Source organism: Actinoplanes sp. NPDC020271 (assembly GCF_044388125.1).
In the GTDB taxonomy this organism is placed as follows: Bacteria; Actinomycetota; Actinomycetes; order Mycobacteriales; family Micromonosporaceae; genus Actinoplanes.
Genome location: NZ_JBIRWQ010000003.1, coordinates 545,087 through 564,382 on the forward strand (window position 1 = coordinate 545,087; position 19,296 = coordinate 564,382).

Annotated in this window: 21 protein-coding genes; 11 read left to right on the plus strand and 10 right to left on the minus strand. The window is 71.9% G+C overall.

Going from position 1 to position 19,296, the window contains the following annotated elements:
- Positions 1–137: 137 nt before the first annotated feature.
- Positions 138–1,685 (minus strand): sensor histidine kinase, encoded by a 1,548-nt coding sequence (locus ACH442_RS09815; protein WP_396337528.1) that lies wholly within the window; start codon positions 1,683–1,685, stop codon positions 138–140.
- A 31-nt stretch (positions 1,686–1,716) separates the two neighbouring features.
- A complete protein-coding gene (locus ACH442_RS09820) occupies positions 1,717–2,733 on the minus strand; it encodes an SIS domain-containing protein (protein WP_396337529.1) in 1,017 nt (338 codons plus the stop codon).
- Between the two features lie 161 nt (positions 2,734–2,894).
- On the opposite strand from ACH442_RS09820, the gene ACH442_RS09825 reads away from it, so the two are divergent.
- Positions 2,895–4,436 (plus strand): tetratricopeptide repeat protein, encoded by a 1,542-nt coding sequence (locus ACH442_RS09825; RefSeq protein WP_396337530.1) that lies wholly within the window; start codon positions 2,895–2,897, stop codon positions 4,434–4,436.
- A gap of 3 nt (positions 4,437–4,439) precedes the next feature.
- Here the strand turns inward: ACH442_RS09825 and ACH442_RS09830 are convergent, their stop codons facing one another.
- Positions 4,440–4,661 (minus strand): biotin/lipoyl-binding carrier protein, encoded by a 222-nt coding sequence (locus tag ACH442_RS09830; RefSeq protein ID WP_396337614.1) that lies wholly within the window; start codon positions 4,659–4,661, stop codon positions 4,440–4,442.
- A gap of 118 nt (positions 4,662–4,779) precedes the next feature.
- On the opposite strand from ACH442_RS09830, the gene ACH442_RS09835 reads away from it, so the two are divergent.
- Entirely contained in the window at positions 4,780–4,854 is a 75-nt protein-coding gene (locus tag ACH442_RS09835; protein ID WP_369700219.1) for a 50S ribosomal protein bL37, read from the plus strand.
- A 171-nt stretch (positions 4,855–5,025) separates the two neighbouring features.
- On the opposite strand, the gene rsrA is transcribed toward ACH442_RS09835, so the two are convergent.
- The 5 genes from rsrA to ACH442_RS09860 all read right to left on the minus strand — a co-directional run bounded on the left by rsrA (position 5,026) and on the right by ACH442_RS09860 (position 8,165).
- Positions 5,026–5,286 carry a mycothiol system anti-sigma-R factor gene (gene rsrA, locus ACH442_RS09840; protein ID WP_396337531.1) on the minus strand — a complete coding sequence of 87 codons (261 nt, stop codon included), beginning with the start codon at positions 5,284–5,286 and terminating at the stop codon, positions 5,026–5,028.
- A 4-nt stretch (positions 5,287–5,290) separates the two neighbouring features.
- Positions 5,291–6,079, minus strand: coding sequence for a sigma-70 family RNA polymerase sigma factor (locus ACH442_RS09845; RefSeq protein ID WP_396337532.1), 789 nt, complete (start codon positions 6,077–6,079; stop codon positions 5,291–5,293).
- Between the two features lie 195 nt (positions 6,080–6,274).
- Positions 6,275–6,883 carry an alpha/beta family hydrolase gene (locus ACH442_RS09850; RefSeq protein ID WP_396337533.1) on the minus strand — a complete coding sequence of 203 codons (609 nt, stop codon included), beginning with the start codon at positions 6,881–6,883 and terminating at the stop codon, positions 6,275–6,277.
- A 14-nt stretch (positions 6,884–6,897) separates the two neighbouring features.
- Positions 6,898–7,296, minus strand: coding sequence for a WhiB family transcriptional regulator (locus ACH442_RS09855; protein ID WP_396337534.1), 399 nt, complete (start codon positions 7,294–7,296; stop codon positions 6,898–6,900).
- A 191-nt stretch (positions 7,297–7,487) separates the two neighbouring features.
- Positions 7,488–8,165, minus strand: a complete 678-nt coding sequence (locus ACH442_RS09860; protein ID WP_396337535.1) for an SOS response-associated peptidase — start codon at positions 8,163–8,165, stop codon at positions 7,488–7,490.
- A 149-nt stretch (positions 8,166–8,314) separates the two neighbouring features.
- Between ACH442_RS09860 and aroA the strand changes: the two genes are divergently transcribed.
- From aroA to ACH442_RS09895, 7 genes are all read left to right on the plus strand, one after another.
- Positions 8,315–9,622: a 3-phosphoshikimate 1-carboxyvinyltransferase gene (gene aroA / locus ACH442_RS09865; protein ID WP_396337615.1), complete on the plus strand. Its 1,308-nt coding sequence runs from the start codon at positions 8,315–8,317 to the stop codon at positions 9,620–9,622.
- A 104-nt stretch (positions 9,623–9,726) separates the two neighbouring features.
- Positions 9,727–10,698, plus strand: a complete 972-nt coding sequence (gene rsgA / locus ACH442_RS09870) for a ribosome small subunit-dependent GTPase A (protein ID WP_396337536.1) — start codon at positions 9,727–9,729, stop codon at positions 10,696–10,698.
- Positions 10,699–10,732: 34 nt separating this feature from the next.
- The gene (gene hisN / locus ACH442_RS09875) at positions 10,733–11,533 is read left to right on the plus strand and encodes a histidinol-phosphatase (RefSeq protein ID WP_396337537.1); all 801 of its coding nucleotides are present in this window, start codon (positions 10,733–10,735) and stop codon (positions 11,531–11,533) included.
- A 126-nt stretch (positions 11,534–11,659) separates the two neighbouring features.
- Positions 11,660–12,373 carry an ATP-binding protein gene (locus ACH442_RS09880; RefSeq protein WP_396337538.1) on the plus strand — a complete coding sequence of 238 codons (714 nt, stop codon included), beginning with the start codon at positions 11,660–11,662 and terminating at the stop codon, positions 12,371–12,373.
- A gap of 44 nt (positions 12,374–12,417) precedes the next feature.
- A complete protein-coding gene (locus ACH442_RS09885) occupies positions 12,418–12,975 on the plus strand; it encodes a DUF5709 domain-containing protein (protein WP_396337539.1) in 558 nt (185 codons plus the stop codon).
- Positions 12,976–13,072: 97 nt separating this feature from the next.
- A complete protein-coding gene (locus ACH442_RS09890; RefSeq protein ID WP_396337540.1) occupies positions 13,073–13,801 on the plus strand; it encodes a carbohydrate-binding protein in 729 nt (242 codons plus the stop codon).
- A 109-nt stretch (positions 13,802–13,910) separates the two neighbouring features.
- Positions 13,911–15,149 (plus strand): family 16 glycosylhydrolase, encoded by a 1,239-nt coding sequence (locus tag ACH442_RS09895; protein WP_396337541.1) that lies wholly within the window; start codon positions 13,911–13,913, stop codon positions 15,147–15,149.
- Positions 15,150–15,230: 81 nt separating this feature from the next.
- Here ACH442_RS09895 and ACH442_RS09900 read toward each other — a convergent pair whose 3' ends face one another.
- Together ACH442_RS09900 and ACH442_RS09905 are read right to left on the minus strand one after the other, a co-directional pair.
- Positions 15,231–16,460: a chitosanase gene (locus ACH442_RS09900; RefSeq protein ID WP_396337542.1), complete on the minus strand. Its 1,230-nt coding sequence runs from the start codon at positions 16,458–16,460 to the stop codon at positions 15,231–15,233.
- Between the two features lie 48 nt (positions 16,461–16,508).
- Positions 16,509–16,763 carry a hypothetical protein gene (locus tag ACH442_RS09905; RefSeq protein ID WP_396337543.1) on the minus strand — a complete coding sequence of 85 codons (255 nt, stop codon included), beginning with the start codon at positions 16,761–16,763 and terminating at the stop codon, positions 16,509–16,511.
- A gap of 94 nt (positions 16,764–16,857) precedes the next feature.
- On the opposite strand from ACH442_RS09905, the gene malQ reads away from it, so the two are divergent.
- Together malQ and ACH442_RS09915 are read left to right on the plus strand one after the other, a co-directional pair.
- Positions 16,858–18,783, plus strand: coding sequence for a 4-alpha-glucanotransferase (gene malQ, locus ACH442_RS09910; RefSeq protein ID WP_396337544.1), 1,926 nt, complete (start codon positions 16,858–16,860; stop codon positions 18,781–18,783).
- Positions 18,780–18,959, plus strand: coding sequence for an antitoxin (locus tag ACH442_RS09915; RefSeq protein ID WP_396337545.1), 180 nt, complete (start codon positions 18,780–18,782; stop codon positions 18,957–18,959). Before malQ ends, ACH442_RS09915 begins: the two co-directional genes overlap by 4 nt.
- Positions 18,960–19,296 lie beyond the last annotated feature (337 nt).

Sequence of the window (19,296 nt, forward strand, 5' to 3'; positions counted from 1 at the left end):
ACTCTGGGGGGCGCCGCCCCCCACCCACCCCCCCCCCCCCCCCCCGCCCCCCCCCCCCCCGGGGGCCCCCCCGCCCCCCCCCGGGGCGCCCCCGGCCCCCCCCCCCCCCCCCCCCCCCCCGGCCGGGGCCGCGTCGCTCAGCGCTTGCCGAGCGGCACCACCAGCACGGCCTCGGTACCCCCGCCGGCCCGGTTGCGCAGCTCGATGCTGCCCCGCAGTTCTCCCGTGGCGAGCGCACGCACGATCTGCAGCCCGAGCCGCCCGCCCGCGTCCGGCCGGAAACCCTCCGGCAGCCCGCGCCCGTTGTCGGCCACCGTCACGTGCAACTGCTTGCGGAACTTGTGGGCGGAGACGACGACCTCGGCCCCCTGCTCCGGAGCGACCGCCTCGTCCTCGTCCTCACCCTCGGGGGTGCCGAAGCCGTGCTCGACCGCGTTGATCAGCAACTCGTTCAGCACCATGACCAGCGACGTGGCGATCTCGGCGGGCAGTATCCCGAACGTGCCCTCCCGCCTCATCCGTACCGGGAAACTGGTTGAAGCGACCTCGGTGGCGGCCGTGGCGACCCGGTCGACGATCCCGTCGAACTCGACCGCCTCGTCGCTGGACATCGAGAGGGTCTCGTGGACCAGCGCGATCGAGGCGACCCGGCGCACCGACTCCTCCAGCGCCATCCGGGCCTCGGGCGCGTCGACCCGGCGCGCCTGCAGGCGCAGCAGCGCGGCCACGGTCTGCAGGTTGTTCTTCACCCGGTGGTGGATCTCCCGGATGGTCGCGTCCTTGGTCATCAGCGCGCGGTCCCGCCGGCGGACCTCGGTCACGTCTCGGACCAGCACCAGCCCGCCGATCGGCACGCCGGCCGGCAGCAGCGGCAGCGACCGGGTGAGCACGGTCGCGCCGCGGGCGTCGAACTCCATCCGCGGCGGGAACTCGCCGCGCAACGCGGACCGGATCCGCTCGGCGACGTCGTTGCCCTCCAGCGGGTCGGCGGCCAGCCGGCTGGAGAGGTGGGCCAGTTCCTCGCCGACCAGGTGCGCGTTGAAGCCGAGCCGGCGGTAGGCCGACTGCGCGTTCGGGCTGGCGTAGGTGACCTTGCCGGACGCGTCGAGCCGGATCAGGCCGTCGCCGACGCGGGGCGCCGAGGTGGTCATCTCCCCGGGCTGGCGGGCGGGCGGGAACGTGCCGTCGGCGACCATCTGGGCCAGGTCGTCCGCGGTGGTCAGATAGTTCAGCTCGAGCTGGCTGGGGGTACGCGCGGTGCTCAGGTTGGTGTCGCGGCCGATCACCGCGATCACCTCGCTGTAGCCCTCCTCGTGATCGTTCTCGTCGCGGCGGCGCACCGGGATGGCCTCGTGGCGGGCGGGCGTGTCCCCGTACCAGACCGGGTCGCCCTCCCGCCAGATGCGTTCCTGGGTGAAGGCCACGTCCAGGTGGGCCACCTCGGGACCGCCGAAGATCTTGCCCACCTGGTCGTCCTGGTACGCCGTCGGCGCCGTGGTCGGGCGCACCTGCGCCACGCAGAGGAACCGGCGCGGCTTCTCTCCCTTGATCGGCACCCACAGGAGCAGGTCGGCGAAGGAGAGGTCGGAGAGCAGCTGCCAGTCACCGGCGAGCCGGTGCAGGTGGTCGATGTCGGCGGAACCCAGGTTGGTGTGTTCCTCGACGAGATCGCGCAGGGTGGACACGAGTCCAAGCCTGCCACGGAGATGTTTCCGATCAGAGGGTGCTGGTGACCTTCTTCAGACCGCGCGGCGCGTCCGGGTCCTCGCCCTTGGCCAGCGCGAGCGCGAGCGCGAGCTTCTGCAGCGGCAGGATGTCGAGCAGCGGGCTGTACCGCTCGTCGACGGCCGGGACGACCAGCCGCCCCTCGGGGCCGACGGTCAGCACGTCGGCGTTGCGCTCCCGCAGCCGGGTGAGCACGTCACCCATCGACCGGCCGCCGGGGCCGTTGCCGACCACGGCCAGCACCGGCACGTCGGTGCCGGTCATCGCGAGCGGGCCGTGCAGCAGGTCGGCGCCGGAGAACGCCAGCGTCGGCACGTAGGACGTCTCCATCAGCTTCAGCGCGGCCTCCCGCGCGGTCGGATACGCATACCCCCGCCCGGTCGTGACGATGTGCGGGGCGAACCGGTAGCGCTGGGCGATCTCGTCGGCGGTCCGGTCGGCGAGCACGGTCTCGGCCAGGCCCGGCAGCTCGGCCAGCGCGGCCCGCTCGGCCTCCGGCAGCCGCCCGTCGCCGGCCCGGATGCCCTCGACCAGCAGCAGCAGCGCCAGCAGCTCGGCGGTGTACGACTTGGTCGCCGCGACCGCCCGCTCGTGCCCGGCCGCCACGTCGATCGACAGCTCGGCCGCTTTCGCCAGCGTCGACTCCGGGTTGTTGGTGACCGCGAGGGTCAGCGCGCCGGTCTCCCGCGCGGCGGAGAGGACCCCGGTCAGGTCGGGTGAGCCGCCGCTCTGGCTGACGCCGACGACGAGCGTGCCGGTGAAGTCGGGGCGGGCGCCGTAGAGCGTGATCGCGCTCGGCGAGGCGCTGGCCACCGGGAGGCCGAGCCGGATCTCGATCAGGTACGCCCCGTAGAGCGCCGCGTGGTCGGAGGTGCCCCGGCCGACGAACAACACGTTCCGGGGGCGGCGGGCCGCGATCTCGGCGGCGACACCGGCGATCGCGTCCGCGTGCGGGCCTTCCAGCAGACGGGCGAAACCCGCCGGCTGTTCCGCAATGTCCGCTGCCATCCCGTGGCCTCGCTCTGTCACGTCATCCTCCCCAGATGAGCAGTAATCGCGCAATCGATGCGCAGTCTTGCAAGAAAAAGCTTAGTACGTCAATCTTTCGAGCACTACTGCGCAAACACGAGGCCTGACAGATTGGCTCGGGGGCCGTACTGTCTTCACTCGTGGACGCCCACCCCCAGCTCACCCACGACCTCGCCCTGGCCCGCGCCGCGCTCGACCGCGGCGAGCTGGACCAGGCCGCTCGTCACCTGGCCGTGGCCCTGCCCCACGCACCCACCCTGCCGGAGATCCACGAGCTGCTCAGCCGGTTGGCGGCGGACGCCGAGCGCGCGCTCGACCTCTTCCCGCTGGAGCCGCACGCCCCGGCCGGCCGGGTGGCCGCGCACGCCCACCTGCTCGCCGCGGCCGGGCGCCCGGAGGACGCGCTGCCGCTGCTCGCCGCGGCCAGCGGGCACACCCCCGGGGTGAACTGGGCCGGCGTGCCCTGGGTGAGCGACCCGGTGCTCGGCGGCCGGATCGACCCGGACGCACTGGCCCGCACGCTGATGCGGCTCTGCACGGCGGTCGGTGACCCGGCGCCGAAGGCCGCGGCCGCGTCCCTGCGGCCGTACCTGACCGTGGTCCGGCACGCCGTCGACGCCCACGGCGAGCACGCGATGCTGCTCGGCGCGGGGTCGGCGCTGGCCCGCCGGGTCGGCGAGGCCCGCCTCGCGATCGACTGGGCGACCCGGGGTGCGCGGTCCCGCCCCTCCAAGCTGGGCGAGATCTGGCTGGGGTACGCGTTCCGCAGCGCCGGCCGGATCCCGGAGGCGCTGGCCGCCCTGCGTCGCGCCGTCATGTACGACCCGGACGACCTCTCGGTCTACGCCGACGTCGCCGCCACCCTGGCCGACCTGGGCCGGCTGGAGGAGGCGCTGAACTGGACCGACCGTGCCCTGGAACGTGACCCGCGGTTCGACTGCGTGGTGCACACCGCGCACCGGCTGCGGTTCCGGGCCGACGGCGACGTGGCGCACCTGGTCGCGCTCGCCGACTTCGTCCGCGACCATCCGGACGACACGCACGAGCACACCGACCTGGACGAGTGCTGCCGGGACACCGCCTGGCTCAGCGGCACGCCGGCCGGCCTGTCCCGGCTGGCGGCCGGCCGGGCAACGGTCAACGCCGAGCCGTCCGAGGACGCGGTGGCCCGGTTGCTGCGGGTCGCGTCGGCCGAGTGGCCGCACCCGCCGGCGGCGTACGACCGGGCGCTCAGCCTGGTGCTGGTCGAGCCGTGGGAGTTGCTCGCCCTGCTCGGCCATCCCGCGGTGACCGGCGCCGAGCACCCGGGGGCGGCGGAGATCTGGGCCTGCCTGGGCCTGCTGCACCACGGGTCGGAGGAGCCGTGGCTGGACTCCGGCCGCCGGCGCCTGCTGCTCGGCCTGCTCGACGGCGGCGTGGACCGGGTCACCCAGGCCGCGTTGTTCGCGCTGATCACCTACGCCTGGGTGGATCCGTCGGCCCGGGCCGACGTGGCGGCCGTGGTGGCCGGGCGGTTCACCGAGACGGCCGGCGGGCCGCACGCGCGGGCGGTCGCCGAGCTGGCCCTGGCCGCGCCGCAGCTGGACCGGCCGACCCGGGAGCTGGCCGCGGTCACGGTCCGGGTCCCGGTCGTCCCGCGCCAGCGCAGCCGGTCGTACCTGCTGCGCTGGCTCAAGCGGTAGGGATCAGCCGATGACGGCGATCAGGTCACCCTCCTGGACGACATCGCCCTCGTGGACGGCCAGCTGATCGACGGTCCCGTCGGACTCGGCGATCACCGGGATCTCCATCTTCATGGATTCCAGGATCACCAGCGTGTCGCCCTCGGCCACGGCCTGGCCCACCCCGGCCACGACCTTCCACACGTTGGCCACCATCTCGGCACGGACTTCTTCGGCCATTCCGATCCCTCCTCGCGGTCCAGAGAACGTCATCAAATCACGGATCTCGCGCGGGTGAGTCCCGGGCCGCCGGAAGCGCCCACTACGATCGGCGACTGAGCAAGCGTGAGGAAGGAGGCCCTTTATGGCCAAGAAGGCTCGTAAGAAGAAGGCCCGTAAGAAGAGCGGCGCGAACCACGGCAAGCGCCCCAACTCGTAACATGGCCTCGCTCCGCTCGGCGGGCACCTCGCCCTTCGGGCTGTTGTCGAGGGCACCGAGAACGACCTCGCTTCGCTAGTCGTTCTCGGCACCCTCGACGACAGCGGGCGAGGTGCGCTGTGGTGGCGGTTCGAGACCACGAGAAAGGGCCGGCATCCGCCGGCCCTTTCTTCATGACGCGTCCAGTTGTCCCAGCTTCCGCCGGAGCCGCTCGCGCAGCTCGGACGGCGCCCGTTCGTCCCCGCAGCAGCGGCCGACCAGGGCTTTCACCTCGGTCTCGATGCCGAACTCGCGGACGCAGTCGGTGCACTCCTCCAGGTGTTTCTGGATCAGGTGCCGGCGGTCCTCGCTGCACTCCAGGTCGAGGTAGAGATACACCTCGCTGAGCACGATGCTGCAATCGGTCTCGTGTTCGCTCTCGGCGCTCGACATCGGGTCACGCCTCCTGCGGCTCGGTCGCGGCCCGGGTGATGCCGCGGTCGGCGGCGTACCCCTCGAGCAGGTTGCGCAGGTTGCGCCGCCCGCGGTGCAGGCGCGACATGACGGTGCCGATCGGCGTGCCCATGATGTCGGCGATCTCCTTGTACGAGAAACCCTCGACATCGGCGAGGTAGACGGCGAGCCGGAAGTCCTCCGGCAGGGACTGCAGCGCTTCCTTGATGTCGCTGTCCGGCAGGCGGTCGAGCGCCTCCATCTCGGCCGAGCGCAGGCCCGACGAGGTGTGCGACTCGCTGGAGGCCAGCTGCCAGTCGGTGATCTCCTCGGTGGGCGCCTGCACGGGCTGCCGCTGCTTGCGCCGGTACGAGTTGATGTACGTGTTCGTCAGGATCCGGTACAGCCAGGCCTTGAGGTTCGTACCCTCTTCGAACTGGTGGAACGCGGAGAACGCCTTGAGGAACGTCTCCTGCACCAGGTCCTCGGCGTCAGCCGGGTTACGGGTCATCCGCAGACCAGCGGCATACAGCTGATCCACGAACGGGAGCGCATCACGCTCGAAGCGCTCGCGTCGCTCGTCGACACGCTCTTTCTGGGCCACCCTGGACTCCCCCCTCGACCGCCCCGCCGAGGATACGGGTAGTGCCCCAGTCACGCTCTCGAAAACCGGTGTGCTCACGCTCACCGCCGAAACGGGGCCCGCCGGCGCGACGGCCGGCCACTCCGGGGAGCCCAGAAGTTCCCGGGCCCGAGTCGTCTCCCGGCGTTCGTGCTGCTTTACCGCACGCACTGCAGAAACCCCTTCCGATGACTGTTCATCCGGGTTCTGCAACGCTGCACCCACGCTCAGAATTCCGCTGTGCTCATGGCCTCACCCCGTTCGGCGGCATCGCGCCCCGGGAGGCCGGTGACGAGAGGGCCGGCGACGACCTCGCTGCGCCAGTCGTTCCCGGCCCCCTCGACAGCGGCGGGCGCGATGCGACCGTCAGTGCGCCCAGCCGTGGAGGCGGAGCCACTCGATCACTGAATCGACAGTGCCGGGAAGGTCCCGCTTCAGGTCGTGCACGGCGCCGGGTCGCACGACCACCTCGACGGAACCACCCGCGCCGGGTACCCCGAACGGGTCGCGATCCCCGTTCACCACCAGCGTCGGGATGCCCGCCGGCAGCTCGGACGCCCGCGACTTCTCCGGCCGGCCCGGCGGGTGCAGCGGAAAGGCCAGGGCCAGGACACCCGCGGCGTCCAGCGTGGGCGCGGTCCGCGACGCGACCCGGGCGCCACTCGACCTGCCACCCAGGATCAACGGCTTTTCCCGTACGGCCAGGGCGCGCACCACCGTCGTCCAGGCCTCGTCGAGCTGGCCGGCCGGGGCGGGCGCCCGTCGACCGGCCACCCGGTACGGCTGGGTGACCAGCACGACCCGGACCCCGGCCGCGACCGCGGCGTCGTGCACCGCCACCAGGTCGGGCGCGTCGACGCCGCCGCCGGCGCCGTGGCCCAGGAAGAGCTGGCTGCGCGACGGGCCGGCCGGTTCGGTGATCCGGACTCGGGCCGGCCCGCGCGGTGTCTCGACGATTTTCTCGGAGCTGCTCACAGGCTCCGTTTCTATCAGCGGCTGACCGGCTCCAGCGTCAGGAAGCGGCGCTCCGCCTCGTCCCTGGAATCGTCCTCGACCGCATCGCCGTTCGGCTGCACCCGTTCACGCCAGGCCACCAGCATGGCCCGCCGCTCGCGGGGCGTGGTGCCGCCCCAGACCCCGTGACAGTCCCCGACCTGCAGCGCCCAGGCCAGGCATGGCCCCTGCACCGGGCACGTGCCGCAGAGCGCGACGGCTCCGGCGGACGGCTCGTTGGGCGCCGGGAAGAACGTCTCCGGATCGACGGTCCGGCAGGCCCCTCGGGTCCGCCAGGCCTCATCGGTACGGCGTTGCGCAATTGCGTCGAGCAACCGCGGGTCGCGTCGCGCGATGGCCACCTCGTGCGGACGCGGCATGCGTGCTCGTGTCATCAGCCCACCTCCCCCGTGGGACCGGAAGTGCTGTGGTGGCCATCCCGCACCTTACGGATCGGCACCACTCCGGCGCTGGTTTGTACCGCACCGTACAAGATCAGAACAAGGGGGTGATCTATCTTGAAACAAAGTTGTCGATACAGAATCCGCGCATACTCCGACAAAGAACTTCGTTGATCTACCGGAGTTCAGAAAAGCGTTACCTCTACGGGAGGTGCCAGCAACTCCGGACCGTTGTTGCGGACATTGCCCACCGCCGGACCGACCGGGCGCACCTCGATCGACGCCAATGTGCCCGGGTCGAGCGGTCGCAGCAGCGGCTCAGGGTCGCCGCCCCCGGCCAGCCAGTCGGACCAGCGCTCGGGCGGCAGGATCAGCGGCATCCGCTCGTGCACCCGGGCCAGGTCACCGAGCGCCGCGGTAGTGATGACACTGCAGGTCAGCACGGATTCCTTGCCCCACGCCGACCAGATCCCGGCGAAGGCCAGCGGGGTCCCGCCGGCCGGGGTCAGGTAGACCGCCTGCTTGGCCTTGCCGTCCCGGACCCACTCGAACCAGCCGTCGGCCGGGACCAGGCAGCGACGCTTGGCGAAGGACGAGGCGAACGCCTTCGAACCGGCCACCGTCTCGGCCCGCGCGTTGATCATCCGCGCGCCCTGCCGCAGGTCGGCGGCCCACGGCGGGACCAGGCCCCAGCGCGCGGTGTCCAGCACCCGGGCGGCGTGGGTGACCGACTCCCGGATCACCGGGACCGGGTGGGTGGGCGCGACGTTCCAGCTCGGCGGCAGCTCCGCGGTCACGTCGACCGCTTCGAAGAACTGGCTGAGATCCGCGTTGCTCCGCGTCGTCGCGTACCGCCCGCACATGGCCTGCAGCCTACGCCGGTGGAAACGGTGGCAGGGGGCACCGGACACCGGCGAAATGGTCGCGGTGGAACGTGCACAGGTCATGATTGCGCGGCCCCGTCCCGGGACCCGGGAATGCGATGACGGAAATGTCGGGGCCCACCGGCAGAATGGCGACCATGGCTGCTGAACCCCGTCCCTGGCCCGCCCCGTCCGCCACCGGTCCGGTCACCGCGACCGTGCGGCTGCCCGGCTCGAAGTCGATGACCGCCCGCGCGCTGGTCCTCGCCGCGCTGGCCGACGGCCCGTCCGTGATCGAGGCGCCGCTGCGGGCGCGGGACACCACGCTGATGTCGGCCGGCCTGCGCGCGCTCGGCGTCGCCGTGGACACCTCGGCCGACGACCGCTGGGTGGTCGAGCCCGGCCCGCTGAGCGGCCCGGCGACGGTGGACGTGGGGCTGGCCGGCACGATCATGCGCTTCCTGCCGCCGGTCGCCGCACTGGCCGAGGGCACGGTCGAGTTCGACGGCGACCCGCACGCGCGCAAGCGTCCGATGGGCCCGATCCTGGACGTGCTGCGCGCGCTCGGGGTCCGGCTGGAGGCGTCGCCGACCGGCGGGCTGCCGCTCACCGTGCACGGCACCGGCCTGGTCGAGGGCGGCGAGGCGGTGGTCGACGCGTCCGGGTCCAGCCAGTTCGTCTCCGGGCTGCTGCTCTCCGCGGCCCGGTTCGCCAAGGGGCTGACCCTGCGGCACGCGGGCCCACCGGTCCCGTCCGCCCCGCACCTCAGGATGACCACGCACATGCTGCGCGCGGCCGGCGCCGTGGTCGACGAGAGCGTGGCCGACGTGTGGGTGGTCGAGCCCGGCCCGCTGAGCGGCCGCACCTGGGTGATCGAGCCGGATCTCTCCGGGGCCCTGCCGTTCTTCGCCGCCGCGATGGTCACCGGCGGCGAGATCACGCTCGGCGGCTGGCCGGAGCAGAGCTGGCAGCCGGTCGAGCAGCTGACCGAGCTGCTCACCGCGTTCGGCGCCGAGGTCACCCGCTCGGCTGACGGGCTGACCGTGCGCGGCACCGGCACACTGCGCGGCATCACCGCCGACCTCTCCGACGTGAGCGAGATGACCCCGGTGCTCGCCGCGCTGGCCGTGCTCGCCGACGGGCCGTCCGAGCTGCGCGGCGTCGAGCACATCCGCGGCCACGAGACGGACCGGATCGCCGCGCTCGCCGCCGAGCTGACCAAGGTCGGCGCGGGGATCACCGAGTTCCGCGACGGTCTGCGGATCGAGCCGGGGCCGCTGCGCGGCGCGTCCTTCGAGACGTATGCGGATCATCGGATGGCGCACGCCGCCGCGGTGATCGGACTCTCCGTCCCGGGCGTTCAGCTCACCGACGTAGGTTGTACGTCGAAGACGTTGCCCGAGTTCCCGGAACTCTGGGCGGACCTTGCCACGAAGAACGAGGCGACGAGGAGCTAGACCTGCCAGGCCGTAAGCGGGAGTACGACGAGGACGACGTCCGGGTCCGGCCGGGACGGTCGTCCCGCCCGCGCACCCGCACGCGTCCCAAGCACGACGACGCGATGGACGCGCTGGTGATCACCGTGGACCGTGGGCGGTACGGGTGTGTCCAGGAGGACACCCCCGGCGAGCCCGAGGTGATCACCGCGATGCGGGCGCGCGAGCTCGGCCGCAAGTCGGTGGTGGTCGGCGACCGGGTGGCCCTGGTCGGCGACACCTCGGGCGACGCCGGCTCCCTGGCCCGGATCGTGCGGATCGGTGAGCGCACCTCGGTGCTGCGCCGCACCGCCGACGACGACGACACCACCCCCGAGGGCCGGCTCGAACGGGTCGTGGTGGCGAACGCGGACCAGCTGGTGATCGTCAGCGCGCTGTCCGATCCGCCGCCGCGCACCGGGTTCATCGACCGGTGCCTGGTCGCGGCGTACGACGCCGGCATCGAGCCGCTGCTCTGCCTCACCAAGGCCGACCTCGCGGGCCCGGCGAAGGTGCTGGACTACTACGCCGAGCTGGACCTGCCGCACGTGCTGGTGCGCCCAGGCAGCGACCTGGCCGAGCTGCGCGAGCGGCTGGCCGGGCGGATCTCGGTGATGGTCGGCCACTCCGGCGTGGGCAAGTCGACACTGGTCAACCGCCTGGTGCCGGACGCGTTGCGCGCGGTCGGGGCGGTCAGCGCGGTCGGCAAGGGCCGGCACACGTCGACGAGCGCGGTCGCGCTGCGACTCCCCGCGGTCGGCAGGTCCCGCAAGGATCCCGGCTGGATCATCGACACGCCCGGCATCCGGAGTTTCGGCCTGGCCCACGTCAGCGCGGAGAGCCTGCTCCACGGCTTCCCCGACCTGGTCGAGGGCACCCTGGACGACCAGCCGAACTGCGGGCACACTCCGGCCGACGTGGGCTGCACGCTGGACGCGTGGGTCGATGCGGGCCACGCGGACCGGCGGCGGCTGGACTCGTACCGCCGCCTGCTCTCCTCTCGTGCCGGTGAGCTGGACACGCGAGATCAGCCGGCGGACAACGACTTCCTGGCGTGACGCCGCGCCGGCGGTGTCTGGATAGGGTTCCCCCATGGCTGGATACGCCGACGATCTCGCACTCGCCCACACGCTCGCCGACTCGGCCGACGCCATCTCGATGGCCCGGTTCCGTGCGCTGGACCTCAAGGTCGAGGCCAAGCCCGACCTGACCCCGGTGTCCGACGCGGACACCGCCGTGGAGAAGGCGATCCGCGCCACGCTGGGCCGGGCCCGGCCGCGTGACGGTGTGCTGGGTGAGGAGTTCGGCCGGTCCGAGGCGGCGGCCGGGCCGGGCACCCGGCACTGGGTGATCGACCCGATCGACGGCACGAAGAACTTCGTGCGTGGTGTCCCGATCTGGGCGACGCTGATCGCGCTGATGGAGGGCGACACCCCGGTCGTCGGGCTGGTGTCGGCCCCGGCTCTGGGGCGGCGCTGGTGGGCCGGTCGCGGCCTGGGGGCGTACGCGGGTAAGCATCAGCACGCGGCGAGCCGGATCGAGGTGTCGCAGGTGCGCAGGCTGACCGACGCCAGTTTCTGCTATGCGAGCCTGAACGGCTGGCAGGAGAACGGCCGGCTGCCGCAGATGCTGGACATCCTGCTCGGGGTGTGGCGCAGTCGTGCCTACGGCGACTTCTACGGTTACATGCTGCTGGCCGAGGGCGCCCTGGACGCGATGGCCGAGCCGGAGTTGTCGCTCTGGGACATGGCGGCGCTGATCCCGATCATCCAGGAGGCCGGCGGCAAGGTCACCGACCTCGACGGCCGGACCTGCGCCGACAAGTCGTCGGTGATCGCGACGAACGGTCTGCTGCACGAGAGCGTGTTGACCGCTCTGACACCCCGGGGTTGACCGCACCCGGACGGGGTACTTTCCCGTGCATGCCCGTCGTGGGCAAATGTCCGCATTTCGTGCCGGACCCTGCCCGTCGTTCGCCGGAATGCGCGGAGGGGACCCGTTATGCACAATGGAGCGATCATGCCGAGCGAGGTTCGTCACCTGGTGGACCGTGGCCAGAGTTATCCCCTGGTCCGGCTCACCGGGGTGCTCGACGCCGAGACGGCCGGGCCGGTCCGATCCACCCTTCTCGACGTCCTCGCCGGTCAGCCGGAGGCTCTGGTCGTGGATGTCGCCGAGCTCCGGGTGCCGCAGGACACGGCGCTGACCACGTTGCGCGAGGTGTTCGACGAGACCCGGGACTGGCCGGCCGCCCGGCTGGCGCTCTGCGGTGCGGACGGCGGCGTCCGCTGGGGGTCGACCGGCTGGCTGGTGCACGCCGATCAGGCGTCCGCGTACACCGCGCTCGGCCCGCCCGGCACCGGGCTGCGGGAGACCCTGGAGTTGGAGCCGGTGGTCGGCGCCGCCCGCCGGGCCCGTGAGCTGATCGCCGAGCTCTGCCAGCGCTGGGGCCTCGCCGACCTGGCCGGGGATGCCGGCATCGTGGCCACCGAGATGGTCAACAACGTGGTGGCGCACGCCCGGACGCCGATGCGGCTGCTGCTGGCCCGGCTCGGTGACGCGGTGAGCGTGGCGGTGCGCGACGATTCGCCGGACCAGCCGCGTTTCTCGGGGCCGGTGGCTCCCACGGCGTACGGCGGAAGGGGTCTTCTCCTGATCGACGCGGTGGCGGCCCGGTGGGGGCAGCTCGGGCTTCCCGGTGGCAAGGTCGTGTGGGCCCTGATGACCCGCTAGGCCGATCACGAATGACCTGCCCGGCGCGCGGGTAGATTGCGCACATGCGAGACAACGACTACCCCACCGAGGTGAGCGATCCGGAGGCCTCGGGCCTGCCGGACACCGCCGACGACGACTCCACCGCGTACGACGAGGTGGACAGCGGCCGATGGGCCGACGGCGCGGACCCGGCGGCGCTCGCCGGTGTCGGCCCGGGCGGTTCGAACCGGTTCGGTGACACCGCGGAGGAGGCGCTGCAGGGCGAGGGGCTCGACCGCCGGCTGCGCCAGGAGGAGCCGGACTTCGGCGCCGAGGACGCGAACCCGCAGCGCCGTGACCCGATCGACGAGACGGTCGACGACTCCGAGCAGCGGCGGTTCGACCGGGACGTGTGGGGCGAGAGCCCTACCTCCGACCCGAACTCGGAGATCTCGCTCTACGACGACGGCCAGCTCGACGAGGACGAGCCGGGCCGGGTCGGGCGCCTGGTCGCGCCGGACGGCGGCTCCGGCCTCGACGACGAGGAGGACAGCGTCGCGTGGGACGCCGGTTCGGCCGGTGGCGGGGCGAGCGCCGAGGAACTGGCGATGCACGAGACGGCCGCGCCGGACTACGACTAGGTAAGGGATCCATAAACAGATCGCGGCCACTCTTGCCCTTACCACGGGAACCCGTGCAGAGTCTGTGCTCGGCTTCGAGTGGACAGGGGTGGGGTCGGTGCGTCACGGTGCGCGGTGGCTGCGGTCGCTGCTGGCGGCCGCGGTCGTCGTCTCCGGTGCGGCCATTTCCGGCGTCGCGCACGCCGAGACGGTCACCCGGACGATCTTCAGCGACGACTTCAGCGGTGGCCGGGGTTCCGGGCCCGACCCGGCCAAGTGGTCCGGCAACGCCTGGGACACCTGGCAGGACGGCGACGGGCACCTCGTCCTGGACTCGTCGCTGACCAGCGTGCCGAGCTTCAGTCAGTCGAGCGGGCGCGCGACCGCCGTGCTGCGCGCCGGGGACTCCGGCCCGGCCTGGAACCTCTTCGGCGTGCGGACCCCTGACGGTGGCACGATCTCCGGGCGGTACGAGGCGCTCGGCGCCGGCACGACCAGCGTGGGCTCGTTCCACTCGTACACCATCGACTGGACGCGGACGTCGTTCGTCTGGTCGGTCGACGGCACGCAGGTGCTGCGGTTGACGCCGAGCACCGCCGGGCAGCCGTTCAGGCTGGAGCTGAGCCCGGGCGGCGGTAGTCGTTACCGCGACGAGCTGGTGGCCGACTCGGTCGCCGTCACGATCAAGATGACGGTCGCGCCGGCGCCGGCGTGGAAGACGTTCACGACGTACCAGGTCGGCGACCGGGTGTCGTACAAGGGCGCGAATTATCGGGTGCTGCAGCAGCACACCGCGCTCCCGGGGTGGCAGCCGGGGCTCGTACCGGCGCTTTTCCAAAAACTTTGAGCAAGTCTCTGTTATCCGGGGTTCCGGAACCCGTCTCCATTGACCTGTGACAGTCAATCTCTAAAGACTGTTTGGAGTAACGGCACCCTCTCCCCCCGGAGGTTCCCCCATGCGCAAGTTACGCGTCATGTTCGGCGCGGCGGTGGTGATGGCCACCCTCGCGTCATCGCTCTTCCTCTCCTCCCGCAACGACCACGCGGACGCGGCCGTCGTCTGGAACGAGGACTTCAACGGCGCGGCCGGCACCGGCGTCGACACGTCCAAGTGGAACTTCGACACCGGCGGCAGCGGCTTCGGCAACCAGGAGCTGCAGTACTACACCAGCGGCACCAGCAACGTCGCGATGGACGGCCAGGGCCACCTGGTGATCACCGCCCGCAAGGGCAGCGGCGGGCACAACGACTGCTGGAACGGCACCTGCCAGTTCACCTCGGGCCGGATCCAGACCGCCGGCAAGTTCAGCCAGCAGTACGGGCACGTCGAGGCCCGCATCCAGGTGCCGAACGGCTCCGGCCTGTGGCCCGCGTTCTGGATGCTCGGCGGCGGTAACTGGCCGGCCGACGGCGAGATCGACATCATGGAGGTCGTCGGCCGCGACCCGAACCGGCTCTTCGGCACCCTGCACGGCCCCGGTTACTCGGGTGGCAGCTCGTTCGGGGGCCAGCTGGTCGCCGGCTCGCCGTGGTACCAGGCATTCCACAACTACGCCGTGGACTGGTCGCCGAACCTGATCGTCTGGACCGTGGACGGCCAGGAGTACTTCCGGGCCACCCCGGACTCGCTGCACGCCGCCAAGGGCAACGTCAACTGGGTCTACGAGCACCCGTTCTTCATCATCCTGAACCTGGCCGTCGGCGGTAACTTCGGTCAGGGCAACCCGGCCGGCCTGCCCGCCGAGAGCAAGATGCTGATCGACTACGTGCACGTCAACACGACGACCGGCTCGACCACACCGCCGCCGAGCACCGGCAACGCGCTGAAGAGCAACCTGAGCGGCCGCTGCATCGACATCCCCGGCGGCACCGCCTCGGACGGCGCCCGCCTGCAGATGTACGACTGCAACGGCACCGGCGCGCAGCAGTGGACGGCGAACGGCGACGGCACGTTCCGCGCGCTCGGCAAGTGCATGGACCCGGCCGGTGGGGCGCTGACCAACGGCACGCCCATCCAGCTGGTGACCTGCAACGGGAACCCGGTGCAGCGGTTCACGTTGTCGGGCGCGGGCGACCTGGTGAACGTGTCGGCCAACAAGTGCGTCGACATCAAGGACAACAACGCGGCCAACGGCGCCCAGCTCCAGTTGTGGGACTGCGCCGACACCGCGAACCAGAAGTGGAGCAGGGCCTGATCGCAGCGCTCCGCTCGGCGGGATGGCGCCCCTGTGAGTCGTTGTCGAGGGCATCCTCGACAACGACGGGCGCCATCCGTGTCACCAGGGGTTGATCCGGTAGCTGTCGCCGTAGACGCTCCACCGCAGCGGCGCCACCAGGTCGAGATTGCTGCCCGCGAGGAACACCCTCTGGGCGGTGTCGACCCTGGTGGTGTCGCTGTGCGCGGCCTCCCGCCGCATCTCGGTGTCCCGGGAGTCCAGGAAGGCGCTCAGGTACGCGATCTCGTCCCCGCCCTGCGACGGCGTCCGCCGGGCGTGGACCGCCCGCTCACGGATGGCCCGCAGCCCGGAGACGCCGTGCATCACCGCCGCGTCGTAGTAGGCGAACTGGCCCAGCGCCCGCAGCCCGTCCGACTCGGCGAGCCGCACCGCGGGCGCGAAGTACATCCGGTCCCGCGCGTCCTGCTGGGCCTGCTGGAACACCGGATCCTCGGCCGCGGCCCGCCAGGCCGCCGGGAAACCCGGGTCGAGGCCGGCGTGCGAGTCGGTGCCGTCCACCGCGCGCAACGCCGGCAGGTACACCGCCAGCGGGTTCTCCGGCTTGCGCCGGGTGTAGTCGGTGACCATCGCGAGCATGTCGCCGGTGCCCGAGCAGAACCCGATGATCCCGCCGGTGTAGCCCCGCCCGTCGCCCAGATCCTCCAGGTACGCGAACTCGCCGCGCCAGTTCAGCGTCGAGTTCTCCGCGCTGGAGACAAGCTGGAACGCGGTTTCCTTCTTGACCCGGCCGGACAGGTCACCGGCGATCGCGGGCACGCCCGCCCCGGGTTTCGTGGCCGACTCGCTCGGCTTGGCGGCCGGCCCCGGCCCGTACGCCCGCACGTCCCACAGCGAATAGCCGTTCGGCGTGGCCGCCTGCGTGGCCAGCACCCGCAGGTAGCGCCCGTGCCCCTTGAGGTTGCGCAGGTCGTCGACGCCACCGTTGCCGGACCCGGTGCGGAACGCGTCTTTCCAGGTGGCGCCGTCGTCGGAGAGCTGCACCCGGTAACCCTTGGCGAACGCCGTGGCCCAGTGCAGCCGGACCCGGGTGACCTCCTGCGCCGCGCCCAGGTCGACGCGCAGCCACTCGGTGCCCGCCCCGGCGCCGCTGGCCCAGCGGGTGCCGACGCCCCGGTCCACCGCGGACGAGGCGAGCCAGGCCACGCTGAGCGTCGAGGAGGCGAGCGCGGGCCGGGCCATGCTCAGCAGCACGTCCGCGGACGCGTTCGCGGCCACCGACACGGCCGGCGGGATGCACAGAACCGCGGCGATCCCGCCGCCCAGAGCCATCGACCGTCTGCTACGCCTCGGCATCCTCCCAAAGTAGGGCGGATGCCGTCATCGCCGCCTGCGATTGCGGGAAATCAACACTATCGCCAACACCACACCGCCCACCACGAACAGGCAGCAGAGCCCGGGCAGGAAGAAGAATCCGAATCCACCCCGGCTGCGCGTACGCCGTTTGACCGCCTCCACCGCGATCCCGTCCACCCCGTTCGTCGCCGCCCACGCGTGCACCGGGATCACCAGGGCCAGCACCGCGCCGGTCAGTGCCGCGGTCAGCCGCGACCACCACTTCACCATGTCACCCATGTGCCCCATGCTGACCCATGCAAGCAACGGCCGCGACTCGGAGTAACTACAGGTGATCATGGGTACACGGCCGCCAGAGACCGGAAGGGGCAGCATGGACGCGAAGCTCGAAGCGCTGGCCAAGGCGCACGGGGTGGCCACTCGATACGAGAACTTCCAGCGCCGCGACACTCCGATCGCCCCGGAGTCGGTGGTCGGCGTCCTGGGCCTGCTCGGTGTCGACGCGAGCACGCCGGCCGCGGTCGACGCCGCGCTCGCCGGGGTCACCACCAGCGAGGGCCTGCCGGGCACGATCGTGCTGCGCGAGGGTCAGAGCCGGAAACTGCCCGGGCCGGCCGAGCTGGTCCTGGAGGACGGCACGACCCGGACCGTCGACGTGCTCGCCGACCTGCCGCTGGGCTGGCACCGGCTGGGAGAGACGACGGTCGTGGTGGTCCCCGTCGAGCTGCCGCGACCGCCGGAGACGTGGGGCTGGATGCTGCAGCTCTACGCGCTGCACTCGGCCGACTCGTGGGGCATGGGCGACCTCGGTGACCTGCGATCCTTCGTGGAGCGCAGCGGGGACGCCGGGCTGGTCCTGCTCAATCCGCTGCACGCGATCACTCCGGTGTCGCCGGTGCCGGCTTCGCCCTACTCGCCGTCGAGCCGCCGGTTCGCGAACCCGCTCTACCTGCGGATCTCGGACACGGACGAGTATCGGCGCGCCGACCAGGCCGTACAAGATCGGATTGATGCCCTGCGACCAGCGGCGAGTGAGTTGATCGACTACACCGCCGTCTGGGCGGCGAAGCTCGCCGCCCTGGAACTGCTCTGGCCGCTCGCCGGGCCCGTCGACCTGGACACGGACCCCGGCCTCGTCGACTTCGCGCGGTTCTGCGCGCTCGCCGAGCAGCACGGGCCGGACTGGCGCGAGTGGCCCGAGGAACTGCGCCACCCGAGCTCGCCTGCCGTCCAGAACTACCGCAGCGACCGGATCGCCTTCCACGCCTGGGTCCAGCGTCTGGTCGAGCAGCAGCTCGACGCGGCCCGCGAGGCGGCCGCCGGCATGCCGGTCGGCATCGTCCACGACCTGGCCGTCGGCATCGACCCGGGCGGCGCCGACGGCTGGCTGCTGCAGGACGCGCTCGCGCCCGGCGTCCGGGCCGGCGCCCCGCCGGACGCGTTCAACCAGCTCGGCCAGGACTGGGGTCTCGCCGCCTGGCGCCCGGACACCCTGATCAGAACCGGATACGCCGCCTACCGCGACATGCTGCGCCGGATCTTCCGGCACGCCGGCGGCCTGCGGGTCGACCACGTCGCCGGGTTGTGGCGGCTCTGGTGGGTGCCGCCGGGCATGGGCCCGGCGCAGGGCACCTACGTGCACTACGACCCGGAGGCGATGCTCGGCATCCTCGCCCTGGAGGCGCAGCGGGCCGGCGCGGTCGTCATCGGCGAGGACCTCGGCACCGTCCTGCCCGAGATGACCGAGACGCTGGAACGGATGAACATGCTCGGCTCGTCCGTGCTCTGGTTCACCCGGGACTGGGACACCGGCGAGTTCCGCCCCTCCGCCGACTACCGCCGCAATGCCCTGGCCAGCATCTCCACCCACGACCTGCCGACCGCGGCCGGTTTCCTGGCCGGCGAGCAGGTCGAGGTCCGCGCCGAGCTCGGCCAGCTCGCCGGCACCGTCGAGCAGGAGTGGGAGACCTGGAGAGCGGACAAGAAAGCGCTGCTGGAGATGCTGCGCGGGGAGGGCCTGCTCGACTCCGAGGAACCCGCCGACGTCGTGCTCGCCATGCACGCATTCCTCGCCCGCACCCCGTGCCGTCTGGTCACCGCGTCGCTCTACGACGTCCTGCTGGAACGCCGTCAGCCCAACCTGCCCGGCACCTTCGACGAGTACCCGAACTGGCGGATCCCGCTGCGCGCCGACCTCACCGAGGTGACCGCCGACCCGCTTTTCCGCAAGGTTGCCGAAATTCTGGGTAAGCGGAACACCGAGACCGTTGAGGCAGAAGTGAAGGAGACGCCACGATGAGCTTCCTGGACAAGGCCAAGGACTTCGCCGACAAGCACGACGAGCAGGTCGACCAGGGCCTGGAGAAGGCCGGCGACCAGATCGACCAGCGGACCGGCGACAAGTACTCGTCGCAGGTCGACCGCGGCGTCGACGAGGCCCAGAAGCGGACCGGCGCGGGCGACACCCAGCCCTGATCCGTATCGGACACGACGAGGGGACCTGAAGATCAAATCCAAGATCTTCAGGTCCCCTCTGGTCCGTGGTCCGGACCGTCGCTCCCGCGGGGACCCTTCCGGTCCTCGCAGGGCCGTGGCCGGCCCAGAGCGCGAGGCCCGGAAGGGCGACGTCCGTGGGTGGTCCCACTCAAGGCAACAAACCCGTCCTGAAGAAGCCCCGCCGCCCGGAGTCCGCGACGTGAGCGTTCGGTCGCGCGAACAGCGGGCCCCCGGGTTCCGGCTGGTTCTCACCGTGGTTGTCCGGGCCGGACAACCACGGTGTGAAACAGCCGGGTGGGTGGAGCGGGCCGCCGGG